Below are 23,845 nucleotides of genomic sequence, written 5' to 3' on the forward strand. Positions count from 1 at the left end.
TCCTCTCCCGGAGTCTCGCGGAACGGCGCGGAACGGTCAGTTCCCCGTCGTGGAGCCCTTGCCGTCCCGGCCGGCCTTGATGAGGCTGGACCGGGCCGCGGCGACGACCCGCTCGGCCGTGAGGCCGAACTGCTCGAACAGCGTCTTGTAGTCGGCGGACGCGCCGAAGTGCTCCAGGCTCACCGCCTCGCCGTACTCGCCCGTGTAGATGCGCCAGCCGAGCGCGATGCCCGCCTCGACCGAGACGCGCGCGCGGACGCGGGGCGGCAGCACCTCCTGGCGGTAGGCGTCGTCCTGCGCCTCGAACCACTCGACGCACGGCATCGACACGACCCGCGTCGGGGTCCCGTCGGCCTCCAGCGTCTCGCGGGCGGCGAGCGCGATCTCGACCTCCGAGCCGGTCGCGATGAGGATCACCTCGGGGCGGCCGTCGGACGCGTCCGCCAGCACGTACCCGCCCTTGGCGGTGCCCTCGGCGGACGCCAGCTTCGTCCGGTCGTACACCGGCAGCTTCTGCCGCGTCAGCGCGAGCCCGGCCGGACGGTCGGTGTGCTGGAGGATCGTCCGCCACGCGACGGCCGTCTCGTTGGCGTCGGCGGGCCGGACGACGTCCAGGCCCGGGATCGCCCGCAGCGACCAGAGCTGCTCCACCGGCTGGTGCGTCGGGCCGTCCTCGCCGAGGCCGATGGAGTCGTGCGTCCACACGTAGGTGACCGGCAGCTTCATCAGCGCGGCGAGCCGGACGGCGGGCCGCATGTAGTCGGAGAAGATCAGGAACGTGCCGCCGTAGGGGCGCGTCCCGCCGTGCAGCGCGATGCCGTTGCAGATCGCGCCCATCGCGTGCTCGCGCACGCCGAAGTGCAGCGTCCGCCCGTACGGGCCGCCGGGGAACTCCTTGGTCTGGAACTCCTCGGGGATGAAGGACGGCTCGCCCTTCATCGTCGTGTTGTTGCTCTCGGCGAGGTCGGCCGAGCCGCCCCACAGCTCCGGCAGCACCGGCGCCAGCGCGGCGAGGACCTGCCCGGACGCGGCGCGCGTCGCGATGCCGGTGCCCGCCTCGAACTCCGGCAGCGCCTCGGTCCAGCCGCCGGGCAGCGTGCGGGTCGCGATGCGGTCGTACTCGGCGGCGCGCTCGGGGTGCGCGGTCCGCCACGCCTCGTAGGCCTTGCCCCAGGCGGCGTGCGCGGCGCGGCCCCGGTCCACCACGGCGCGCGCGTGGTCCAGGACCTCCGGCGCGACCGCGAACGTCTCGGCCGGGTCGAAGCCGAGGATCTTCTTGGTGGCCGCGACCTCGTCCGCGCCGAGCGCCGAGCCGTGGATCTTGCCGGTGTTCTTCTTGTTCGGCGCGGGCCAGCCGATGATCGTCCGGAGCGCGATGAACGACGGGCGCGACGTCTCGGCCTTGGCCGCCTCGAACGCCGCCGCGAGCGCCGCGACGTTCTCGGAGTAGTCGCCGTCGGCCGTCCAGTCGACGTGGTGGACGTCCCAGCCGTAGGCGGCGTAGCGGGCGCGGACGTCCTCCGACAGCGCGATCGCCGTGTCGTCCTCGATCGAGATGTGGTTGTCGTCGTACAGGACGACCAGGTTGCCGAGCCGCTGGTGACCGGCGAGCGAGCTGGCCTCGTGGCTGATGCCCTCTTCGATGTCGCCGTCGGAGCAGAACGCCCAGATCGTGTGGTCGAAGGGGGACGTGCCGGGCGCCGCGTCCGGGTCGAACAGGCCGCGCTCGCGCCGGGCCGCCATCGCCATGCCCACCGCGTTCGCGATGCCCTGGCCGAGCGGGCCCGTCGTCGTCTCCACGCCGGCCGTGTGCCCGTGCTCGGGGTGGCCGGGCGTGAGGCTGCCCCACTTGCGCAGGGACTTCAGGTCGTCCAGCGTCAACGGGTAGCCGGACAGGTAGAGCTGGATGTAAAGGGTCAGGCTGGAGTGCCCGCACGACAGGACGAACCGGTCGCGTCCGGCCCAGTCGGGGTCGGTCGGGTCGTGCTTCAGGAACCGCTGGAAGAGCAGGTAGGCGGCGGGCGCGAGGCTCATCGCCGTGCCCGGGTGCCCCGAACCGGCGGCCTCCACCGCGTCCGCGGCGAGAACACGGATCGTGTCCACGGCCCGTCGGTCCAGCTCGGACCATTCAAACGTGCTGTTGTCCCCACTCACGGAACGCCAGGCTCCTCTCACAACCGCTGTGCATAATCGTCGGGTCGGACGCGGGCGGTCGTCCCGGCGGGCCGTGGCGATCGTTCCGGCGGCCCGCCACGCCGGGTCGCGCGAAGATCCGCGAAGATCACCGCGCCCGCTTCCGAGCCTACCGCTCCGCCGGGACGGCGCACCGGGCCGGGAAGTCCGGTCGCGGCCGGGGTGATCAGGGACGTCACCGCGGCCGGATCGGCCGTCCGCATAGGGTGACCCTTGCCCGAAGCGCCGTCGGACTAACCCCCCGCCCGGGTGAACTCGCGGGGGAGCCCCGCGCCCCCCGGCGGGCCCTGTCACAAGGCGTGACGGCGCGTCCCGGACCCGGTGCGTGACCCCGGGAGGGGGCGGACTACAGTGAGGGCGCGGTTGACGACATCGGCCGCGACAGGTTTCGCCGAGCCGAAGTTGCAGCGGCCCGAGGTGCGGCCCGGAACGCGGGGGCGCCGCCGAGGCGGCATGTGATTTCTCATCCCTAGTTGGACGTGGACCCGATTGTGACGGTGCTCAGTAACAAGCCCGGGCTCGATCTGGGCGAGCAGGCGCCGGGGGCGCCCGCGGACCCGGTCGCGACGGCCGAACGCCGCTCGTTCGGCGCGAGCGTGCGCGCCTACGTGGCGCTCACCAAGCCGCGCGTGATCGAGCTGCTCTTGATCACGACCATCCCGGTCATGTTCCTCGCCGCCGGGGGCGTCCCCCCGCTGCGCACGGTCCTGCTGACGTTCGCGTTCGGCGCCATGTCGGCGGGCGCCGCGAACGCGGTCAACTGCTACATCGACCGCGACATCGACGCCAAGATGCGCCGCACCCGGCGCCGTCCGCTGGCGCGCGCGCAGGTCACGCCCGCCCGGGCGCTGGTGTTCGGGATCACGCTCGGCGCCGCGTCCACGGCGGGCTTCGCGCTGACGGTCGACGTGTTCGCCGCCGCGCTGTCGCTGTTCGCGATCCTGTTCTACGTCTTCGTGTACTCGCTGCTGCTCAAGCGCCGGACGTCGCAGAACGTCGTGTGGGGCGGCATCGCGGGGTGCATGCCCGTCCTCATCGGCTGGGCGGCCATCACGCACAGTCTGAGCCTGACGCCGTTCGTGCTGTTCGGCGTCGTGTTCCTGTGGACGCCGCCGCACACCTGGACGCTCGCCATGCGCTACCGCGAGGACTACGCGGTCGCCAAGGTGCCGATGCTGCCGGTCGTCGCGACCGAGCGCCGCGTCGTGATCGAAAGCCTGGTCTACACCTACGCGACCGTCCTGTGCTCGCTGGCGCTGTGGCCCGTGGCGGGCATGGGGCCGGTGTACGGGGCCGTCGCGGTCGTCCTCGGGCTGGCGTTCCTCGCCGAGGGGCACCGGCTGCTGCGGGACGTCCTCGCCGGCGTGACGGGCGTCCACCTGCGGCCGATGCGGTTCTTCCACCTCTCCAACGTGTACCTCGCGCTGCTGTTCGCGGCGGTCGCGGTGGACCCGCTCCTGCACTGATGCTGCACTGACCGCTGGAGCGCCGGACGGCCCCGGCCGCGCCGCCGCCCGGCCCGTCCGGTTACGCTCCCGGTATGGCGCAGGTTGACCCGAAGGCGGTGCTGGAGGGCCGGGTGCCGGGACGTCCCCCGGTCCTGCTCATCCTCGGCCTGTTCGGCTGCTCGGTGTGCGCGCTGCTCGCGCTGGCGCTGGACGCGCTGTCGGGCGGCAGCGGCTTCTGGGCCGGGCTCGTGCTGGCGATGCTGCCGATCCCGCTGCTGGTCGCCCTCGTCCTCACCCTGGACCGGATGGAGCCCGAGCCGCCGCGCGCGCTCGCGTTCTCGTTCATGTGGGGCGCCGGGGTCGCGGTGTTCGGCGCGCTCGTGCTCAACACGCTCGGGCTGCTGTACGTGACCGTCCCGATCTTCGGGGAGACGAAGGGACACTTCGTCAGCGCGACGTTCGGGGCGCCGGTCATCGAGGAGACGCTGAAGGGCGCGGTGCTGTTCGGCCTGCTGTGGCTGCGCCGCAACGAGATCGACGGGTTCGCCGACGGCGTGATCTACGCCGGGATGGTCGGGCTCGGCTTCGCGATGATGGAGAACGTCACCTACTACATGCGCGCCTACGAGGACGGCGGCGCGCAGGCCCTCCAGGCGGTGTTCGTGCTGCGCGGGCTCGTCGTGCCGTTCAGCCACCCGCTGTTCACGTCGATGACCGGGCTCGGCGTCGCCTACGCCGCCACGCACCGGCGCGGGCAGCTCGCCGCGCCGCTGCTCGGGCTGTTCGGGGCGATGCTGCTGCACGGGCTGTGGAACGGGTCCACGGCGTTCGGCGGGACGGGCCTGGCGATCGTGTACGTGCTGGACCTGCTCGTCCTGCTGGTCATCATCGGGATCGTGTCGGTGGAGCGCCGGGCCACCGTCCGCCGCATCGAGACCTACCTGCCCGCCTACGCCGCGACCGGGCTCGTCACGCCGGAGGACGTCCGGATGCTGCGGTCCCTGCGCTCGCGGCGGCACGCCCGGCGCTGGGCGAAGATGGTCGGCGGGCCGTTCGCGGCGCGCGCGATGGGCGACTACCAGCTCGCCGCGACCGAGCTGTCGCTGCTGCACAAGCGGGCCGAGCGCGGCGTCGCGGACCCGGCGTGGTTCAGCGCCCGCCGGGACGCCCTGCTGGACCTCATGGACCTCGCCCGGCAGGCGTTCCTGCGGACCCCGCCCCGGCGGCCGGCCGCGCCGCCGTGGGCGCCGGGCGGACCGTCGGGGTTCCTGCCGCAGGACCCGCCGCCGTACGGCTGACCGAGCCTGACCGGGGGGTGCGTCGGGGCTGCGGCCGACCGCCCTTACGATGAATGCCGTGGCCGAACGCTCCGCTCCGAACCCGCTCCTGCGGGCCGTGGACGCCGTCTGGCGCCCCACCCCCGCCTCGCTCCGCCTGCTGGCGCTCCTCGGCGTCCTCGGCAACGCGGTCATCGTGGCGACCGGCGGCGCCGTCCGCGTCACCAAGTCCGGGCTCGGCTGCCCCACCTGGCCGCGCTGCACCGGCGACAGCCTCGTCCCGGCCGGCAACCCCGACCATCCGGCGCTCAACATGGGCATCGAGTTCGGGAACCGGCTGCTGACGTTCGTCGTGCTCGGCGTCGGGGTGCTGGTGTTCGTCGCGGCGCTGCGGCTCGTCCCGCGCCGCCGGGACCTCGTGCTGCTCGCGCTCGCGCAGCCGATGAGCGTCGTCGCGCAGGCGGTGATCGGCGGGATCGTCGTCCTGACGGACCTGCACCCGGCCGCCGTCGCGCTCCACTTCCTCGTGTCCCCGGCGCTGCTGGTGTTCTGCGTCGCGCTGTGGGTCCGGACGGGCGAGGGCGACGAGAAGCCGCGCCGCCTCACCGGCCCTGCGCTGCGCGTGCTGACGTGGGCGCTGCTCGCCGCGGCGGGCGCGGTGCTCGTCGCCGGGACGGTCGTCACCGGCACGGGCCCGCACGCCGGGGACGCCGAGGCGCGCCGGTGGCCGTTCGACATCGAGGAGGTCGCGCGGATCCACGGCGAGCTGGCCTGGGCGCTCGTGCTGCTGACCGTCGCGGTGCTCGGCTGGGCCGTCCGCGCCAAGGCGCCCGCCGCGCTCCGGCGCCGCGCCGCCGAACTGCTCGCGGTGGAGCTGGCGCAGGGCGTCATCGGCTACGTCCAGTACTTCAACGGCGTGCCGGGGCCGCTGGTCGTCGCGCACATGCTCGGCGCGGTCCTGCTGTGGATCGCCGCGCTGCGGGTGCTGTTCGCCACGCGCGAGCGCGGTCCGGTCCCGGTCGCGGCGCCCAAGGCCGCGCCGGTGCGCGAGGCCCCGCAGCCCGCCTGATCAGACCCGTCTGGTCAAACCCGCTCGGCCTTCGCGGCGAAGAACGCGCGCAGCCGGTCCAGCGGCCAGGTGTTGATGACGTCGTCGGGCGTCAGCCAGCCGCGCTGCGCGACGCCGACCCCGAACCGGATGTTGCGGTGGTCGCGCAGCGAGTGCGCGTCGGTGTCGATCGAGAACCGCACGCCGAGGCGCCGGGCGCGCCGGACGAGGTCGGCGGGCAGGTCCAGCCGGTCGGGGAAGCAGTCGATCTCCATCGCGGTGCCGGTGCGGGCGGCGGCGCGGAACACCTCGTCCCAGTCGGCGTCGACCGGGCCGCGCCGCCCGAGGGACCGCGTCGTCGGGTGCCCGATGACGTGGACGTACGGGTTCTCGCACGCCCGGACGAACCGCCGCGTCATCGCGTCCTTGTCCTGCCGGAACTGGGAGTGGACGGACGCCACGCACACGTCGAACCCCGCGAGGAACTCGGCGTCCCAGTCCACGTTCCCGTCGCCGTCGATGTTCAGCTCGGTGCCGTGCAGGATCTCCAGCTCCGGCGTGCGCGCGTTCAGCGCCCGGATCCGCTCCCGCTGCGCGAGCATCTTCTCCGACGTCATCCGCTGCATGACGAGGTTCGGCGCGTGGTCGGTGACGGCGTAGTACTCCAGGCCGCGCCCGATCGCCGCCCGCACCATCTCCTCCAGCGTCGCGGTGCCGTCGGTGAGGTCGGTGTGGCTGTGCAGGTCGCCGCGCAGGTCGTCCACGGTGACGAGCCGGGGCAGCTCGCCCGCCAGCGCCGCCTGGATCTCGCCGGCGTCCTCGCGCAGCGTCGGGTGGATCCACGGCAGGCCGAGCCGCGCGTAGACCTCCTCCTCGGTCTCCGACGCGATCAGCGCGCCGCTCTCGACGTCGAAGATCCCGTACTCCGACAGCCGCAGCCCGGCGCGCACCGCGATCTCCCGCGTCCGGACGTTGTGCGCCTGCGACCCGGTGAAGTACTGGAGCGCCGCGCCCCACGCCTCCGGCGGGACGACCCGCAGGTCCACCTGGAGCCCGCGCGAGGTGCGGACGGACGTCTTCTTGTCGCCGCCCGCGATCACCTCGGTGACGAACGGCAGCGCGGTGAACGCCTCCATCACCGGACGCGGGTCGTTCGTCGCGGCGAGGACGTCCACGTCCCCGATCGTCTCGCGCATCCGGCGCAGTGACCCGGCGAACGCGCAGCGCTCCACGCCGGGCACCTCCGACAGGACCGCGACGATCTCGTCCGCGAGGTCGGCGGCGACGTCCACCAGCGACCGCTCGCCCGCCTGCCGCAGCAGCTCGATCCCGTGCCGGATGTTCTCCTCGGTCTTCGGCCCGAACCCCTTGAGCCCGCGCAGCCGCCCCCGGCCGATCGCCTCGGCCAGCTCGTCCACCGAGGAGACGCCGATCTCCTCGTACAGCGCGAGCGCCTTCTTCGGCCCGAGCCCCGGGATCTCGGTCAGCGCGCGGACCCCGGCGGGGATCCGCGTCCGCAGCTCCTCGACCTGCCGGATCGTGCCGGTGGCGAGGTAGTCCTCGACCTTCTTGGCGATGGCCTCGCCCACCGACGGGATCTGCCGGAGCCGGGACGGCGGCAGGTCCGCGACGTCCTCGGGGTGGCCCTGCAGCGAGCGGGCGGCCTTCTCGTACGCGCGGATCTTGAACGCGTCGCCGCCCGTGATGGACAGCAGGTCCGCCAGTTCCCGCAGGAGGGCCGCAGCCTCGTCGTTCGCCCGTGCCATGGCCCCGAGTCTACGAACCGGGTCCGACACTCCCGGTGAGCGCGGTCAGCGCAGCGGCGCGACCGGCCCGCCCGGACGCTCCATGCGCCCGTCCACGACCGTGTCCACGACCGCCGCGATCTCGCTCTCGGGCAGCGCCCGGTAGCCGTCGGCGGTGACCACCGAGATCGACGGGTAGATCCGGCGGGCCCGGTCCGGGCCGCCGGTGGCCGAGTCGTCGTCGGCGGCGTCGTACAGGGCCTCGACGGCGACGCGCGCGGCGTCCTCCACCGACAGGTCCGGCCGGTACAGCTTCTTCAGCGAGCCCTCGGCGAACGGGGAGCCGGAGCCGTCGGCGTGGAAGTCGCGCGCCCGCTGCGGAGCCCCGGTGATGTCGTAGGTGTAGATGTGCGCCTCGCCCCGGTCGGCGTCGTACCCGGCGAACAGCGGGACGACCGCGAGGCCCTGCAGCGCCTGCGCGAGGTTGGCCTGGATGACGGCGCCGAGGCGGCGGGCCTTGCCCGGCAGCGACAGCGGGACCGTCTCCATCTTCTCGTAGTGCTCCAGCTCGACCTGGAACAGCCGGACCATCTCCAGCGCGAGGCCGACGGTGCCCGCGAACGCCACGACGGAGTACTCGTCGGCGCGCTGCACCTTGTCCAGCTCGCGGTAGGCGATGACGTTGCCCTGGGTGGCGCGGCGGTCGCCCGCCATCATGACCCCGCCGGCGAACGTCAGCGCGAGGACGGTCGTGCCGTGCGGCAGGTCGAGCCGGTCCTTCGGGCGGACGCGGTTGACCGGCAGCAGCTCGGGCGCGCGCTGGCGCAGGAAGTCCACGAAGGAGGGCGTGCCCGGCTCGAACAGCTCCGGGGCGAGCCCCTGGTCATCGGCCCAGCCGCTCACGGTGGCTCCTCACGTTCGGTTCCGTCCGGTCTTTCCGATCCTTCCATGCCCGGACGGGCACCCGCCACTCGCCGCTCAGCCGTCCCCGCCGCGCGCGCCGAGCGTCGCGCCCGCCGACGCGACGATCACGCAGCCGATCGCGGCCCACTGCCGCGCGCCGAGGACCTCGCCGAGCAGCAGGACGCCGACGAGCGCCGCCACGGCCGGTTCCAGGCTCATCAGGACGCCGAAAACGCGCGGCGGGACGCGGCGCAGCGCCTCCATCTCCAGCGAGTACGGGATCACCGACGACAGGACGCCGACGCCGAGGCCGAGCAGCAGCAGCCGCCAGTCCAGCAGGGCCGTGCCGCCCGCCGCCACGCCGAACGGCACCGCGACGGCCGCCGCGACGACGCTGGCGGCGGCGAGGCCCGTGGAGCCCGCGAACCGGCGTCCGGTGGCCGCGCTCAGCAGGATGTAGCAGGCCCAGCCGACGCCCGCGAGCAGCGCGAGCCCGACGCCCACCAGGTCGAGATGGTCGCCGCCGCGCGCGAGCAGGACGACGCCCGCGCCCGCGAGCAGCGCCCAGCCGACGTCCCGGACGCGCCGGGACGCCGCCACCGCGACCGCGAGCGGCCCGAGGAACTCGATCGTCACCGCCGCGCCGAGCGGGATCCGGGCCATCGCCTGGTAGATCGAGGTGTTCATCACGCACAGCGAGACGCCGAACCCGGCGGCGACCGCGAGGCTGCGCGGCGAGTGGTCGGCGAGGACGGTCCGCAGCGCCCGCCGCGCCAGGAACGCGAGCACGACGGCCGAGGTCAGCAGCCGCAGGAACACGACGGCGCTCGGCGGCAGCCGGTCGAACAGGTGCTTGGCGATCCCGGCGCCGATCTGCACCGACAGGATCCCGAGCAGGATCAGCGCGGGCGGCGGCACGGCCCCGGCCGTCAGGAGGCGCGGACGGCGCGGCAGCCGCCCGGCGGGGGAACCGGGCGCCGCGGCGAGCGTCACTCCCACCGGAAGAACCGCGCGGCGAGCGCCAGCCCGGCGACCGCCCACACGGCGAGGACCAGCAGCGGCCCGCCGGGAAGCGTGTGCCCGTCGCGCAGGACGTCGCGGAGCCCGTCGGCGAGCGCGGACACCGGCAGCAGCTCCAGCGCCGACCGCACCCCGGACGGGAACCGGTCCAGCGGGAACACCACGCCGCCCGTCGCGAGCAGCAGGATGTACACGAGGTTGGCGGCGGCGAGGGTGGCCTCGGCGCGCAGCGTCCCGGCCATGAGCAGCCCGAACCCGCTGAACGCGGCGGTCCCGAGCAGCAGCAGGACGAGCACCGAGAACGGGTCGCCGTGCGGATGCCAGCCGAGCGCGAACGCGACCGCGCCGATCACCACGGCCTGCAGCGCCTCCACCAGCACGACCGTGAGGGTCTTGGCGGCGATGAGGCCCGCGCGCGGCAGCGGCGTCGCGCCGAGCCGCCGCAGCACGCCGTAGCGGCGCTCGAACCCGGTGCCGATCGCCTGCCCGGTGAACGCGGTGGACAGGACGGCGAGCGCGAGGATCCCCGGCGTGAGGAACCCGACGCGCGGGCCCGGGCCGAGGTCGAGCAGGGACGTCCCGCCGAACAGCAGGAGCAGCACGACCGGGATGATCAGCGTCAGCAGGAGCTGTTCCCCGTTGCGCAGCAGCGTGCGGACCTCGTAGCCGGTCTGCGCGGCGATCATCCGGGGGACGCTCACGGCGCCGGGCGCGGGGGTGAGGTCGAGGACGGCGGTCATCCGCGCAGCTCCCGTCCGGTGAGTTCGAGGAAGACGTCCTCCAGCGTGCGGCGCTCGATCCGCAGGTCGTCGGCGCGGACGTCGTGGGCGGCGCACCACGCGGTGACGGTGGCGAGCAGTTCGGGGCCGAGGTCGCCCTCGACCAGGTAGTGCCCGGCGGGCGACTCCTTGGCGGCGCTGCCCGGCGGGAGCGCGGCCAGCAGCTCGTCGGTGGCGAGGCCGGCCCGGGCGCGGAAGCGCAGCTGGCGCTCGGCGCCGGTCAGCTCGGCGGGCGCCCCGGCGGCCACGACCCGGCCGCCGTCGATGATCACGACGCGGTCGGCGAGGCGCTCGGCCTCCTCCATGTGGTGGGTCGTGAGGACGACCGACACTCCGGCCGACCGCAGTTCCTCCACGAGTTCCCAGGTCGCGAGCCTGGCCTGCGGGTCCAGGCCGGTGGTGGGCTCGTCCAGAAAGACCAGCTCGGGCCGTCCGACGACGGCGACCGCGAGCGACAGCCGCTGCTGCTGCCCGCCCGACATCCGCCGGAACGGGGTCTTGGCGTGCTTGGTCAGGCCGAGACGTTCCAGCAGCGCGCCCGGGTCCAGCGGCGCGGTGTGGAAGGACGCCACGAGCCGCAGGAACTCCCCGGCGCGGGCCGTCCCCGGCACGCCGCCCGACTGCGGCATCACGCCGACGCGGGCCTTCAGCGCGCGGGCGTCGGCGACCGGGTCCAGGCCGAGCACGGCGACGCGGCCGGCGTCGGCGCGGCGGAAGCCCTCGCAGATCTCGATCGTCGTGGTCTTGCCCGCGCCGTTCGGGCCGAGCAGCGCGGTGACCGCGCCGCGCTCGGCGCGCAGCGACAGCCGGTCGACCGCGGTGACCGCGCCGTAGCGCTTGACCAGCTCGTCCAGGACGAGCGCGCCGTCGTCGGGGGGTGCCATGCGCACGAGTCTAGGTCGGGGGGCGGCGCGGTTCGCGCGCAGGTCCGCGCGGCGCGGGAAGCGGTTTTCGGCTGCGACCGCTCGGGTATTCCCTGCGTACCGCATGGGACACGGAGCGTGATCGGGCTGTCGGGGGGACGCATGGGGGAGCCGGGGACGTCGGCGGTCGAGGCCGTCGGAGCGCCGCCCGGAGCGCCGCCCGGCGCGCGTCTCGGGCTGCCGCAGGCGACCGCGCTGGTCGTCGGCAACGTCGTCGGCACCGGGATCTTCCTGCTCCCCGCCTCGCTCGCCGCCGTCGGGACGATCAGCCTGCCCGTCCTCGCGGTCACGACGGTGGGCGCGATGGCGGTCGCGGTCGTCCTCGGCCGCCTCGGCGCCCGGATCCCCGCCGGCGGCGGCCCCTACGCCTACGCCCGCGAGGCGTTCGGCGAGTTCGCCGGGTTCTGGACGGCCTGGTCGTTCTGGCTGACGGCCTGGGCCGGGAACGCCGGGGCCGCCGTCGCGTGGGTCGGGTACGTCGACTACTTCCTCGGCTGGCACGGGACGACGGCCGGGGTCGTCCTCGGCCTCGCCGGGATCTGGGCGGCGGCGGCCGTCAACCTGACCGGCGTGCGGAGCATGGGACGGTTCCAGCTCGCCACGACCGTGCTGAAGTTCCTGCCGCTCGTCCTCGTCGCCGTCGCCGGGCTGTTCTTCCTGGAGGTCGCCAACTTCGGCCCGCTGGTCGAGGGCGGCGGGTCGGTGTGGGACGCGGCGTGGCTCGCGGCGGGCCTCATCCTGTTCGCCTACTCCGGCATGGAGAGCGTCGCGATCGTCGCCGAGCGGCTGGCCGACCCGGCGCGCGACGTCGGCCGCGCGAGCGTCCTCGGCGTCGCCGCGTGCGGGGCGCTGTACCTGCTGGTGACGGTGGCCGTGTTCGGGACCGTCCCGCACGACCGGCTCGCGCACAGCACCGCGCCGTTCGCCGACGCGGTCGAGGCGATGGCGGGCGGCGGGCTCGGCGGCGAGCTGTGGGGCGGCGTGCTGGCGGCGTGCGCGATCGCGGCGGGCCTCGGCGTGCTCAACGGCTGGACGCTGCTCGTCGCCGAGATGCCGCTCGCGGCGGCCAGGGACGGCATGTTCCCGCGCGCGTTCGCCCGGCTGACCCCGCGCGGCGTGCCCGCCGTCGGCGTCGTCACCGGCGCGGCCCTGACGTCGCTGATGCTCGTGTTCGCCTACGCGTCGGAGAACGCGTTCGCGACGATCCTGCTGTTCGCCTCGTTCACCTCCGCCGTCCCGTACTTCTTCTCGGCCGCCGCGCAGCTCCTGTGGCTGCGCACGCGCGGCCGGTCCGCGCACCGCCGCCGGGCCGTCGCGGACACCGCCGTCGCCGTCGCGGCGCTGCTGTTCGCGACCGCGATGGTCTACGGCGCGGGGGAGCGGGCGGTGATGCTGGGCGTCCTCGCGCTGCTGGCGGGCGTCCCGGTCTACATCCGGGCCAAGGCGCGGCGCGGCGAGTACGGGCCGCGCGAGACGGCCGTCCAGGGCTCCTGACCACGACAGAAACGGAAGCGACATGGCCTTCAATCTGCGGGGCCGCAGCTACCTGCGGGAACTCGACCTCACGCCGAAGGAGTTCCGCTTCCTGCTCGACCTCGCCGCCGACCTGAAGGCGGCCAAGTACGCGGGCACCGAGCGGCCCCTGCTGACCGGGAAGAACATCGCGCTGATCTTCGAGAAGACCTCGACGCGGACGCGCTGCTCGTTCGAGGTCGCCGCCCACGACCAGGGCGCCCACGTGACGTACCTCGACCCGTCCGGTTCGCAGATCGGGCACAAGGAGTCGATGAAGGACAGCGCGCGCGTCCTCGGCCGCCTGTTCGACGCGATCGAGTACCGGGGATCGCGCCAGGCGTACGCGGAGGAGCTGGCCCGCTACTCGGGCGTCCCGGTGTGGAACGGGCTCACCGACGAGTGGCACCCGACGCAGATGCTCGCCGACATGCTCACCATGCGCGAGCACAGCGACAGGCCGCTGGACGAGATCACGTTCGCCTACCTCGGGGACGCCCGCAACAACATGGGCCACTCCTACGTCGCGGCGGGCGCGCAGTGCGGGATGAACGTCCGGATCGTCGCGCCGCGCGAGCTGTGGCCGGACGAGGACCTGGTCGTCCGGCCCGCCCGCGCCGTCGCCGACCGGACCGGCGCCGACCTCGTCGTCACCGACGACGTCGCCGCGGGCGTGCGGGGCGCGGACTTCGTGCTCACCGACGTGTGGGTGTCGATGGGCGAGCCCGCCGAGGTGTGGAACGACCGCATCCGGCTGCTGCGGCCCTACCAGGTCAACGCCGACGTGCTGCGCGCGACGGGGAACCCGGACGTCAAGTTCATGCACTGCCTCCCGGCCTTCCACGACCGGCACACCGTCGTCGGGGAGGACGTCTACCAGAAGACGGGCCTGGAGGCGCTGGAGGTCACCGACGACGTGTTCGAGTCCGACGCCTCGATCGTCTTCGACGAGGCCGAGAATCGGATGCACACGATCAAGGCCGTGATGGTCGCGACGCTCGCCTGACCGGCGGCGGGCGACGGAAGGGGGGCCGCGATGCGCATCGTCGTCGCGCTCGGCGGGAACGCGCTCATGCGGCGCGGGGACCGGCCGGACGCCGATCTCCAGCGGGCCAACGTGGTGGCGGCGGTGAAGTCGCTGGCGCCGCTCGCCGCGAAGCACGAGATGATCCTGACGCACGGGAACGGGCCGCAGGTCGGGGTGCTGGCGCTGGAGAGCGTCAACGACCCGAACCTCACCCGGCCCTACCCGCTGGACACGATCGGCGCCGAGACGCAGGGCATGATCGGCTACTGGATCCTCCAGTCGCTGCAGAACGCGCTGCCGGGCCGCCAGGTGCTCGCGATGATCAACCAGACGCTGGTGTCGGCGGTGGACCCGGCGTTCGAGGAGCCCGCCAAGTTCGTCGGGCAGGTCTACACGCACGAGGAGGCCGTCCGGCTCGCCCGCGAGTTCGGCTGGACGGTCAAGCCGGACGGCGAGCACTGGCGGCGCGTCGTCCCCTCTCCCCGGCCGCAGCGCGTCATCGAGACGCGGCTGATCCACCAGCTCGTCCGGGCCGGGACGGTCGTGGTGTGCGCGGGCGGCGGCGGGGTCCCGGTCTTCCGCAACGACGTCGGGCAGCTCGAAGGCGTCGAGGCCGTCATCGACAAGGACCTGACGGCGGCCGTCCTCGCCGAGGCGCTGGAGGCCGACGCGTTCCTCATCCTCACCGACGTCCCGCGCGTCCTGCGCGGCTACGGCACGCCGCAGGAGGAGGAGATCAAGCACACGACCCCGCACGAGCTGCGGTCCGAGCGCTTCCCGGCCGGGTCGATGGGGCCGAAGGTGGAGGCGGCGGCCGGGTTCGTGGAGCGCACCGGCGACATGGCGGCGATCGGCCGGCTCGACCAGTGCGTCCAGATATTGGACGGCACGGCGGGCACGATCGTCACGCCGAACGCCACCTGGCCCTTGGCGAGCACGCTCTGAGCGGGATGGCGCCGCTGCTGCGCAGCCTCGCGCGGACGAAACCGGTGGACCGGCTCGTCCGGGAGAGCGGCGCGGGCGAGGGCGGCGAGCTGCGGCGGTCCATGAGCCCGCTCCAGCTCACGCTGTTCAGCGTCGGCGCGACGCTCGGCACCGGCATCTTCGTCGTGCTCGGCGAGGCGGTGCCGCTCGCCGGGCCCGCCGTCGTCCTGTCGTTCCTGCTCGCCGCCGTCACCGCGCTGTTCTCCGCGCTATCCTACGCCGAGCTGGCCGGGACGATCCCGCTGTCCGGATCGTCCTACTCCTACTCGTACGCGACGCTCGGCGAGCTGGTCGCGTGGGTGTCGGGCTGGTGCCTGATGCTGGAGTACGCGGTGTCGGTCTCGGCCGTCGCGGTCGGCTGGGGCCAGTACCTCAACGACCTGTTCGACAAGGGCTTCGGGTTCACGCTTCCGGCGGCGGTCAGCAGCCCGCCGGGCGAGGGCGGGCTCGTCAACCTCCCGGCCGTGGCGATCGTCGTGCTCGCGGCGCTCCTGCTGCTGCGCGGGACGTCCGAGAGCGCCGCCGTCAACGTGATCATGGTGTTCTTCAAGACGGGCGTGCTGCTGTTCTTCTGCGCGGTCGCGTTCACCGCGTTCCGGTCCGGCAACGTCAAGCCGTTCGCGCCGCTGGGGTTCGCCGGGATCAGCGCGGCCGGATCCAAGGTGTTCTTCTCCTACATCGGCTTCGACGCGGCGTCCACGGCGGGCGAGGAGGCGCGCAATCCCCGGCGCGACCTGCCGCTCGCGATCGTCGCGTCGCTGGCCATCGTCACCGCGCTGTACGTGCTCGTCGCGCTGGCCGCCGTGGGCGCGATGCCGCTGAGCGCGTTCCAGGGGAGCGGCGGCGAGGCGTCGCTGGCGACCGTGCTGGAACGCGCCACCCACGCCACCTGGCCGTCGGTGATCCTGTCCCTCGGCGCGGTGGTCGCCATCGCCAGCGTCGTCCTGACGGTCATGTACGGGCAGACGCGCATCCTGTTCGCGATGTCGCGGGACGGGCTCATCCCGCCGATCTTCCAGCGCGTCCACCCGCGCAGCCAGGTGCCCGTCGCCAACACCGTGATCGTCGCCGCGTTCATCGCCGTGCTCGGCGCGGCCGTCCCGCTCGGCCGCCTCACCGACGCGACCAGCATCGGCACGCTGTTCGCGTTCGCGATGGTCAACGTCGGCGTGATCGTGCTGCGCCGGACGCGCCCGGACATGCCGCGCGGCTTCCGCACCCCGTTCTTCCCCGTCACGCCGCTGCTCGGCGTCGCGTTCTGCGTGTACCTGATGGTGAAGCTCAGCGGCGTCACCTGGGTCGTGTTCTCGCTCTGGACGCTCGGCGGGCTCGTCGCCTACTTCCTCTACGGCCGCCGCCACTCCCGGCTGAACAACGATCCCGGAGGCACGCCATGACCCCGGCGCCCGTCCTCGTCGGCTACACCGCCGACGAGCGCGGCGACGACGCGCTCGCCCTCGCCGACCTGTACGCCCGCGCGACCGGGGCGCCGCTCACGGTCGCGAACGTCCGCCCGCCCGGCTGGCCCGCGCGCGGCCCCGGCTCCGTCGACGCCGAATGGACGGCCTACCTGCGCGAACACTCTGCCGAAGTGCTCGACCTGGCCGCCCGGCGGCTCGGCGACCGCGCCGACACCGACTTCGTCTCGCACCCGCACCGGGGCAGCGGCCGGGGACTCGCCGAGGCGGCCCGCGCCGCCGGGGCCGGGCTGATCGTCATCGGGTCCGCGCCCGGCGGACCGCGCGGCGGCGTCGCCGTCGGCAGCACCGCCGACCAGCTCCTGCACGGCGCGCCGGTGCCCGTCCTGCTGGCCCCGGTCGGCTTCGCGGACGCCCCGCCGCCCCGGCTGGAACGGCTGACCGTCGCCTACCGCCGCGGCCGGGAGGACCCGCTGCCGGGCGCGGCCGACCTCGCCGCCGCGCTGGACGCGCCCGTCCGGCTCGTCTCGCTCGTGCCGCGCCCGGCCGGGCTGCCCGCCCGGTTCCGGCGCGGCGCCCAGGACGCCGGGGACGTCGTCGCCCGCGCGCTCGCCGCCGCCGAGGACGACCTGGCCGACGCCGCCGCCCGGCTGCGCGACCGCCTCCCCGCGCACCTGGAGATCACGACCGAGACGGCCGAGGGCGCGGGGATCGGCGCGGCCCTGCGCTCCCTCGCCCTGCTCCCCGGGGAACTGCTGGCCTGCCAGTCGAGCCACGACGGACCCATCCGTAAGGTGTTCCTCGGCGAAAGCTCCGGAAAAATCGTGCGCGCCGCCCCGTGCCCCATCGTCGTGCTGCCGCGCGGAAACCCCCCGGAATGACCGGTGCCACGGGCGTTTCGCCTTATTAGGTAAGGCTTACCTGCGTGAGGGACGACATCGGACGTTCCGTTGGCCGCCGGGAAGCAATTAGGGCACACTGATGTTGTGAAAAACGTGAGCGAGGAGACGAACGCCGGAACCGCGGACGCGCGGCCCGTCGGCGCGCCGTCGGGCCAGCGGGAGCGCGACACGCGCGCCCGGGTCGCCCGGCACATCCTCGAACACGGGCCGATCACGGCGTCCGCGCTCGGCGAGCTGATGGGCCTGACGCCCGCGGCCGTCCGCCGGCACCTGGACGCCCTGCTCGCCGAGGGCATGATCGAGATCCGCCGGGCGCGGCCCCAGTCGCGGCGCGGCCGGGGTCGTCCGGCCAAGTGGTTCGCGATCACCGAGTCCGGCCGGAGCGCCTTCGTCCACGCCTACGACGACCTCGCGACCAGCGCGCTGCGGTTCCTCGCCGAGACGGCGGGGGAGCGCGCGGTGGCCGAGTTCGCCCGGCGCCAGATCGGCGAGCTGGAACGCCGGCACCGTCCCGCCGTCCAGGCCGCCCCGCCGCACCAGCGGGTCCGCAGGCTGGCCGAGGCCCTGTCGGGCGACGGCTACGCCGCCGCCGCGGGCAAGGCGCCGCCGCCGGGCGGCGGCGAGCAACTGTGCCAGCACCACTGCCCGGTCGCGCACGTCGCGGCCGAGTTCCCGCAGCTCTGCGAGGCCGAGACCGAGGCGTTCAGCCGGATGCTCGGCACCCCGGTGCAGCGGCTCGCGACGATCGCCCACGGCGACGGCATCTGCACGACCCACGTCAGCCCGCGCTCCCTGTGCGCAGGGAACGGCGCCGACGCGACCTTGACCGACGAGGAGTCCGGGAGGACCTCCCTATGACCACGGCTGCCCACCCCGAGCTGGAAGGGCTCGACCGGTACAAGTTCGGCTGGGCCGACACCGACACCGCCGGCGCTTCCGCCCGCCGCGGCCTGAACGAGGACGTCGTCCGCGACATCTCAGGCAAGAAGGGCGAGCCGGACTGGATGCTCGACCTGCGCCTCAAGGGCCTGCGGCTGTTCGACAAGAAGCCCATGCCGAGCTGGGGATCGGACCTGTCGGAGATCGACTTCGACAACATCAAGTACTTCGTCCGCTCCACCGAGAAGCAGGCGGCCTCCTGGGAGGAGCTGCCGGCGGACATCAAGAACACCTACGACAAGCTCGGCATCCCCGAGGCGGAGAAGCAGCGCCTCGTCGCCGGCGTCGCCGCCCAGTACGAGTCCGAGGTCGTCTACCACAAGATCCGTGACGACCTGGAGGAGAAGGGCGTCATCTTCGTCGACACCGACACCGGCCTCCGCGAGCACCCGGAGATCTTCCAGGAGTACTTCGGTTCGGTGATCCCGGTCGGCGACAACAAGTTCGCCGCGCTGAACACGGCGGTGTGGTCGGGCGGGTCGTTCATCTACGTCCCGCCGGGCGTCCACGTCGAGATCCCGCTGCAGGCCTACTTCCGGATCAACACCGAGAACATGGGCCAGTTCGAGCGGACGCTGATCATCGCCGACGAGGGCTCCTACGTCCACTACGTCGAAGGTTGTACCGCTCCGATCTACAAATCGGACTCGCTGCACTCGGCCGTGGTCGAAATCGTCGTGAAGAAGGACGCCCGCGTCCGCTACACGACGATCCAGAACTGGTCGAACAACGTCTACAACCTCGTCACCAAGCGCGCCGTCGCCTACGAGGGCGCGACGATGGAGTGGGTGGACGGCAACATCGGCTCCAAGGTCACGATGAAGTACCCCGCCGTCTACCTGCTCGGCGAGCACGCCAAGGGCGAGACGCTGTCGATCGCGTTCGCCGGCGAGGGCCAGCACCAGGACGCGGGCGCCAAGATGGTCCACGCCGCGCCGAACACCTCCAGCAGTGTCGTGTCCAAGTCGGTGGCGCGCGGCGGCGGCCGGACGTCCTACCGCGGGCTCGTCCAGATCCAGGAGGGCGCCGCGCACAGCAAGGCCACGGTCAAGTGCGACGCGCTCCTCGTGGACCAGATCAGCCGGTCCGACACCTACCCCTACGTGGACGTCCGCGAGGACGACGCCGAGATGGGGCACGAGGCCACGGTCTCCAAGGTGTCCGACGACCAGCTCTTCTACCTGATGAGCCGGGGCCTCAGCGAGGACGAGGCGATGGCGATGATCGTCCGCGGGTTCGTGGAGCCGATCGCGCGCGAGCTGCCGATGGAGTACGCGCTCGAACTGAACCGCCTGATCGAGCTGCAGATGGAAGGGGCCGTCGGCTGATGGGTCTGGAACAGCGGCCCGTCTCGACCCTGCACGAGCGGGCGTCCTTCGACGTCGCCGACTTCGAGGTCCCGACCGGACGCGAGGAGGAGTGGCGGTTCACCCCGCTGCGCCGCCTGCGCGGCCTGCACAACGGCACCGCCGAGGCCCACGGCAAGGTCATCGCCGAGGCCGTCGCGGCGGCCGGCGCGACCGTGGAGACGGTCGGCCGCGAGGACCCGCGCCTCGGGCGCTCGTTCGTCCCGGCCGACCGGGTCAGCGCGCAGGCGTGGGCGTCGTTCGCCCAGGCCACGATCGTGACCGTCCCGAAGGAGACCGAGCTGACCGAGCCGGTCGTGCTGCGGCTGCGCGGCGAGGACGCCTCGGCCGCGTCGTTCGGGCACACGGCCGTCGTGCTGGAGCCGTTCGCGCGGGCCACCGTCGTGCTGGAGCACCGCGGCGCGGCGACCTACGCCGACAACGTCGAGTTCGTCGTCGGCGACGGCGCCTCGCTGTCGGTGATCGGCCTCCAGGACTGGGACGACGACACCGTCCACGTGTCCTACCAGCACGCCCGGCTCGGCCGGGACGCCCGGTTCGTCTCGCACAACGTCACGCTCGGCGGCGACCTCGTGCGGATCTCCCCGTCGGTCGTCTACGACGGCCCCGGCGGGGACGCCGAGCTGTACGGCGTCTACTTCGCCGACGGCGGCCAGCACCTGGAGCACCGGCTGTTCGTCGACCACGACCGGCCGCGCTGCCGCAGCCGCGTCGACTACCGGGGCGCGCTGCAGGACGCCGACGCGCACGCCGTGTGGATCGGGGACGTCGTGATCCGCGCGGAGGCCGAGGGCACCGACACCTACGAGCTGAACCGCAACCTCGTCCTCACCGACGGGACCCGCGTCGACTCGGTGCCGAACCTGGAGATCCTGACCGGCGAGGTCGTCGGGGCGGGGCACGCCTCGGCGTCCGGCCGCCTGGACGACGAGCACCTGTTCTACCTCCAGGCGCGCGGCATCACCGCCGACGAGGCCCGCCGCATGGTGGTCCGCGGGTTCCTCGGGCAGCTCGTGGAGCGCATCGAGGTCCCCGAGGTCCGCGCGAAGGTCGAGGAAGCGATCGAGGCGGAGCTGGACCGATGAGCTTCGTGAAGGTCTGCCCGCTGGCGGAGGTCCCGGCCGACGGCGCGATCGCGGTCGAGATCGGCGGCACGCCCGTCGCGCTCGTCCGCACCGGCGACGGCGTGTTCGCCGTGAACGACATCTGCTCGCACGCCGAGGTCTCCCTCGCCGAGGGCGAGGTCTACAACGGCACGATCGAGTGCTGGCTGCACGGATCGTGCTTCGACCTGCGCACCGGCAAGCCCACCAACCCGCCGGCGACCCAGCCGGTGGCCACGTACCGCGTGAAGGTCGAGGACGGCGACGTCTACGTCGCGCTCGGCTCCGACGACTGATCCACGAAGAGAGCGCACACAGTTATGGCCACGCTTGAGATCCGCGACCTCCACGTCTCCGTCGGGGACGGCGCCGAAGGGGCGAAGGAGATCCTGCGCGGGGTCGACCTGACCATCCGGGCCGGCGAGACCCACGCGATCATGGGACCCAACGGGTCCGGAAAGTCCACGCTCGCCTACGCCATCTCGGGGCACCCGAAGTACACGGTGACCTCGGGGAGCGTGACGCTGGACGGCGAGGACGTCCTCGCGATGAGCGTGGACGAGCGCGCCCGCGCCGGGCTGTTCCTCGCGATGCAGTACCCGGTGGAGGTGCCGGGCGTGTCGGTGTCGAACTTCCTGCGCTCGGCCGTCACCGCCGTGCGCGGCGAGGCGCCGAAGCTGCGCGACTTCGCCAAGGAGATGAAGGGCGCGATGGACGCGCTGTCCATCGACCCGGCGTTCGCCCAGCGCAGCCTGAACGAGGGCTTCTCCGGCGGCGAGAAGAAGCGCCACGAGATCCTGCAGCTCGAGATGCTGAAGCCGAAGATCGCCGTGCTGGACGAGACCGACTCCGGCCTCGACGTGGACGCGCTGAAGGTCGTGTCCGAGGGCGTGAACCGGTTCAGCGCCGGCGGTGAGACGGGCATCCTGCTCATCACCCACTACACGCGGATCCTGCGGTACGTGAAGCCGGACTTCGTCCACGTCTTCGCGGGCGGCCGGGTCGTCGCGGCGGGCGGCCCCGAGCTGGCCGACGTGCTGGAGAACGAGGGCTACGAGAAGTACGTGAAGGCGGGCGCGTCGGCATGACCGAGGTCTCTCAGGGCGCGGGGCTGCTCCCCGGCGAGTTGAAGAAGGACTTCCCGCTCCTGCAGCGCACGGTCCGCGGCGGGCGTCCGCTCGTCTACCTGGACTCGGGCGCGACGTCGCAGAAGCCGGCCGCCGTGCTGGACGCCGAGCGCGAGTTCTACGAGCGGCACAACGCGGCCGTCCACCGGGGCGCGCACCTGCTCGGCGAGGAGGCCACCGACGCGTTCGAGGGCGCGCGGGCCACGATCGCCACGTTCATCGGCGCGGTGCCGGGCGAGATCGTCTTCACCCGCAACGCGACCGAGGCGCTGAACCTCGTCGCGTACTCGATGAGCAACGCCGCGACGTCCGGCCCGGAGGCCGAGCGGTTCCGGCTCGGCCCCGGCGACGAGGTCGTCGTCACCGAGATGGAGCACCACGCCAACCTGGTGCCGTGGCAGCAGCTCTGTCAGCGCACCGGCGCGACGCTGCGCTGGTTCGGGCTCACCGACGACGGCCGGCTCGACCTGGACGACCTGGACGGGCTCGTCAACGAGCGGACCAAGCTGGTCGCGCTGACCCACCAGTCCAACGTCCTCGGCACGATCACGCCGGTGGAGGCCATCGCCGCGCGCGCCCACGCCGTCGGCGCGCTCGTCGTGGTGGACGCGGCGCAGTCGGTCCCGCACATGCCGGTGGACGTCACCGCGCTCGGCGCCGACCTGCTCGCGTTCTCCGGCCACAAGATGCTCGGCCCGACCGGCATCGGGGTCCTGTGGGGCCGCCGGGAGCTGCTGGAGGCGATGCCGCCGTTCATCACCGGCGGCTCGATGATCGAGGTCGTGCGGATGGAGGAGTCGACCTTCCTGCCGCCGCCGCAGCGGTTCGAGGCCGGGTCGCCGAACGTCGCGCAGGCCGTCGGGCTCGGCGCGGCCTGCGACTACCTGTCCGAACTCGGGATGGACCGCGTCCACGCGCACGAGGAGATCCTGCTCGGGTACGCGCTGGAGCGCCTGAGCGAGATCCCGGGCGTGCGGATCGTCGGCCCCGGGACGGTCGAGTCGCGCGGCGGCGCGGTGTCGTTCGTCGTGGACGACATCCACCCGCACGACGTGGGCCAGGTGCTGGACGAGCTGGGCGTCGAGGTCCGGGTCGGGCACCACTGCGCGGCGCCGATCTGCCGCCGGTACGGGATCCCCGCCACGACGCGCGCGAGCCTGTACGTGTACAACACCCTGGCCGACGTCGACGCGCTGGCCGACGGGGTGCGGCACGCCCAGAAGTTCTTCGGAACAGCCTGAGCCCCGCGCCGGTTGTCCCCGGGAGGGACAGGGAAAGGAAGCCATGCAGCTAGAGGCGATGTACCAGGAGGTCATCCTCGACCACTACCGCAACCCCCAGAACAAGGGGCTGCGGGAACCGTTCGAGGGCGAGGCGCACCACGTCAACCCGACGTGCGGCGACGAGGCGACGGTGCGCGTCCACCTCACCGGGGACGGGCCGGACGCGGTCGTCGCCGACGTCTCCTACGACGCGATGGGCTGTTCGATCAGCCAGGCCAGCGTGTCGGTCCTGACCGACCTGGTCATCGGCAGGTCCGTGAAGGACGCGCTGGCGATCGGCGACGCGTTCCTGGAGCTGATGCAGTCCCAGGGCAAGATCGAGCCGGACGAGACCGTCCTGGAGGACGCCGTCGCCTTCGCCGGCGTGTCGAAGTACCCCGCGCGCGTGAAGTGCGCCCTGCTGGGCTGGATGACCTGGAAGGACGCGACCGCGCGCGCTCTTGGAGAGGCATCATGACCGACGACACCGCGGCCGAGGCCGCCCCCGCCGCTTCCACCGCGGGCGTTGACGCGCTCGCCGACGCCTCCCCCGAGGAGGAGGTGCTGGAGGCGCTGAAGGACGTGGTCGACCCCGAGCTCGGCATCAACGTGGTCGATCTCGGGCTCGTCTACGGCGTCGACCTCAGCGACGGCGTCGCCACGCTCGACATGACGCTGACCAGCGCGGCGTGCCCGCTGACCGACGTCATCGAGGACCAGGCGCACAGCGCGCTGGCGGACCTGGTCTCCGACGTCAAGATCAACTGGGTGTGGCTGCCGCCGTGGGGCCCCGACAAGATCTCCGACGACGGCCGCGACCAGCTCCGGGCGCTCGGCTTCAACGTCTGACCCCGGTCCCGGGTCCCGC

General features: G+C 73.2%; 22 protein-coding genes. 16 read left to right on the forward strand and 6 right to left on the reverse strand.

Annotated features, from left to right (window positions below):
* Positions 1 to 36: 36 nt before the first annotated feature.
* Complete coding sequence (tkt, locus tag GQ466_RS26750; RefSeq protein ID WP_161105821.1) at positions 37 to 2,154, reverse strand: transketolase; 2,118 nt, start codon at positions 2,152 to 2,154, stop codon at positions 37 to 39.
* A 530-nt stretch (positions 2,155 to 2,684) separates the two neighbouring features.
* Between tkt and GQ466_RS26755 the strand changes: the two genes are divergently transcribed.
* The 3 genes from GQ466_RS26755 (at position 2,685) to GQ466_RS26765 (ending at position 5,987) form a co-directional block, all read left to right on the forward strand.
* Positions 2,685 to 3,659, forward strand: a complete 975-nt coding sequence (locus GQ466_RS26755) for a heme o synthase (RefSeq protein WP_161105822.1) — start codon at positions 2,685 to 2,687, stop codon at positions 3,657 to 3,659.
* 74 nt (positions 3,660 to 3,733) lie between these two features.
* On the forward strand, positions 3,734 to 4,939 hold the full coding sequence (locus tag GQ466_RS26760) for a PrsW family intramembrane metalloprotease (protein WP_161105823.1): 1,206 nt from the start codon (positions 3,734 to 3,736) through the stop codon (positions 4,937 to 4,939).
* A 58-nt stretch (positions 4,940 to 4,997) separates the two neighbouring features.
* Entirely contained in the window at positions 4,998 to 5,987 is a 990-nt protein-coding gene (locus GQ466_RS26765) for a COX15/CtaA family protein (protein WP_337193641.1), read from the forward strand.
* A 14-nt stretch (positions 5,988 to 6,001) separates the two neighbouring features.
* Here the strand turns inward: GQ466_RS26765 and polX are convergent, their stop codons facing one another.
* The 5 genes from polX to GQ466_RS26790 form a co-directional block, all read right to left on the reverse strand.
* Complete coding sequence (gene polX, locus GQ466_RS26770; protein ID WP_161105825.1) at positions 6,002 to 7,732, reverse strand: DNA polymerase/3'-5' exonuclease PolX; 1,731 nt, start codon at positions 7,730 to 7,732, stop codon at positions 6,002 to 6,004.
* 45 nt (positions 7,733 to 7,777) lie between these two features.
* Positions 7,778 to 8,614 carry a proteasome subunit beta gene (prcB, locus tag GQ466_RS26775; RefSeq protein ID WP_161105826.1) on the reverse strand — a complete coding sequence of 279 codons (837 nt, stop codon included), beginning with the start codon at positions 8,612 to 8,614 and terminating at the stop codon, positions 7,778 to 7,780.
* A 75-nt stretch (positions 8,615 to 8,689) separates the two neighbouring features.
* On the reverse strand, positions 8,690 to 9,607 hold the full coding sequence (locus tag GQ466_RS26780; RefSeq protein ID WP_161106004.1) for an EamA family transporter: 918 nt from the start codon (positions 9,605 to 9,607) through the stop codon (positions 8,690 to 8,692).
* Positions 9,604 to 10,374, reverse strand: coding sequence for an ABC transporter permease (locus GQ466_RS26785; RefSeq protein WP_161105827.1), 771 nt, complete (start codon positions 10,372 to 10,374; stop codon positions 9,604 to 9,606). The genes GQ466_RS26780 and GQ466_RS26785 overlap by 4 nt, the downstream gene beginning before the upstream one ends.
* The gene (locus tag GQ466_RS26790) at positions 10,371 to 11,297 is read right to left on the reverse strand and encodes an ABC transporter ATP-binding protein (protein WP_161105828.1); all 927 of its coding nucleotides are present in this window, start codon (positions 11,295 to 11,297) and stop codon (positions 10,371 to 10,373) included. Before GQ466_RS26790 ends, GQ466_RS26785 begins: the two co-directional genes overlap by 4 nt.
* A 141-nt stretch (positions 11,298 to 11,438) precedes the next feature.
* Between GQ466_RS26790 and GQ466_RS26795 the strand changes: the two genes are divergently transcribed.
* The 13 genes from GQ466_RS26795 (at position 11,439) to GQ466_RS26855 (ending at position 23,826) form a co-directional block, all read left to right on the forward strand.
* Positions 11,439 to 12,830, forward strand: a complete 1,392-nt coding sequence (locus tag GQ466_RS26795; protein ID WP_161105829.1) for an APC family permease — start codon at positions 11,439 to 11,441, stop codon at positions 12,828 to 12,830.
* Between the two features lie 22 nt (positions 12,831 to 12,852).
* Positions 12,853 to 13,854 carry an ornithine carbamoyltransferase gene (gene argF / locus GQ466_RS26800; protein WP_161105830.1) on the forward strand — a complete coding sequence of 334 codons (1,002 nt, stop codon included), beginning with the start codon at positions 12,853 to 12,855 and terminating at the stop codon, positions 13,852 to 13,854.
* Between the two features lie 30 nt (positions 13,855 to 13,884).
* Positions 13,885 to 14,820: a carbamate kinase gene (gene arcC, locus GQ466_RS26805; protein ID WP_161105831.1), complete on the forward strand. Its 936-nt coding sequence runs from the start codon at positions 13,885 to 13,887 to the stop codon at positions 14,818 to 14,820.
* Positions 14,821 to 14,825: 5 nt separating this feature from the next.
* Positions 14,826 to 16,256, forward strand: coding sequence for an amino acid permease (locus tag GQ466_RS26810; RefSeq protein WP_161105832.1), 1,431 nt, complete (start codon positions 14,826 to 14,828; stop codon positions 16,254 to 16,256).
* A complete protein-coding gene (locus tag GQ466_RS26815) occupies positions 16,253 to 17,158 on the forward strand; it encodes a universal stress protein (RefSeq protein WP_161105833.1) in 906 nt (301 codons plus the stop codon). Before GQ466_RS26810 ends, GQ466_RS26815 begins: the two co-directional genes overlap by 4 nt.
* 114 nt (positions 17,159 to 17,272) lie before the next feature.
* Positions 17,273 to 18,037: a MarR family transcriptional regulator gene (locus tag GQ466_RS26820; RefSeq protein ID WP_161105834.1), complete on the forward strand. Its 765-nt coding sequence runs from the start codon at positions 17,273 to 17,275 to the stop codon at positions 18,035 to 18,037.
* Positions 18,034 to 19,446 (forward strand): Fe-S cluster assembly protein SufB, encoded by a 1,413-nt coding sequence (gene sufB / locus GQ466_RS26825; protein ID WP_161105835.1) that lies wholly within the window; start codon positions 18,034 to 18,036, stop codon positions 19,444 to 19,446. The genes GQ466_RS26820 and sufB overlap by 4 nt, the downstream gene beginning before the upstream one ends.
* The gene (gene sufD / locus GQ466_RS26830) at positions 19,446 to 20,570 is read left to right on the forward strand and encodes a Fe-S cluster assembly protein SufD (RefSeq protein WP_161105836.1); all 1,125 of its coding nucleotides are present in this window, start codon (positions 19,446 to 19,448) and stop codon (positions 20,568 to 20,570) included. Before sufB ends, sufD begins: the two co-directional genes overlap by 1 nt.
* Entirely contained in the window at positions 20,567 to 20,884 is a 318-nt protein-coding gene (locus GQ466_RS26835) for a non-heme iron oxygenase ferredoxin subunit (RefSeq protein ID WP_161105837.1), read from the forward strand. Before sufD ends, GQ466_RS26835 begins: the two co-directional genes overlap by 4 nt.
* A gap of 24 nt (positions 20,885 to 20,908) precedes the next feature.
* Positions 20,909 to 21,676 (forward strand): Fe-S cluster assembly ATPase SufC, encoded by a 768-nt coding sequence (gene sufC / locus GQ466_RS26840; RefSeq protein ID WP_161105838.1) that lies wholly within the window; start codon positions 20,909 to 20,911, stop codon positions 21,674 to 21,676.
* Positions 21,673 to 22,956: a cysteine desulfurase gene (locus GQ466_RS26845; RefSeq protein WP_161105839.1), complete on the forward strand. Its 1,284-nt coding sequence runs from the start codon at positions 21,673 to 21,675 to the stop codon at positions 22,954 to 22,956. Before sufC ends, GQ466_RS26845 begins: the two co-directional genes overlap by 4 nt.
* Before the next feature lie 43 nt (positions 22,957 to 22,999).
* Complete coding sequence (gene sufU / locus GQ466_RS26850) at positions 23,000 to 23,455, forward strand: Fe-S cluster assembly sulfur transfer protein SufU (RefSeq protein WP_161105840.1); 456 nt, start codon at positions 23,000 to 23,002, stop codon at positions 23,453 to 23,455.
* The gene (locus GQ466_RS26855; RefSeq protein WP_161105841.1) at positions 23,452 to 23,826 is read left to right on the forward strand and encodes a metal-sulfur cluster assembly factor; all 375 of its coding nucleotides are present in this window, start codon (positions 23,452 to 23,454) and stop codon (positions 23,824 to 23,826) included. Before sufU ends, GQ466_RS26855 begins: the two co-directional genes overlap by 4 nt.
* Positions 23,827 to 23,845: the final 19 nt, after the last annotated feature.

The sequence above is a fragment of the Actinomadura rayongensis genome, assembly GCF_009831215.1.
GTDB lineage: Bacteria > Actinomycetota > Actinomycetes > Streptosporangiales > Streptosporangiaceae > Spirillospora > Spirillospora rayongensis.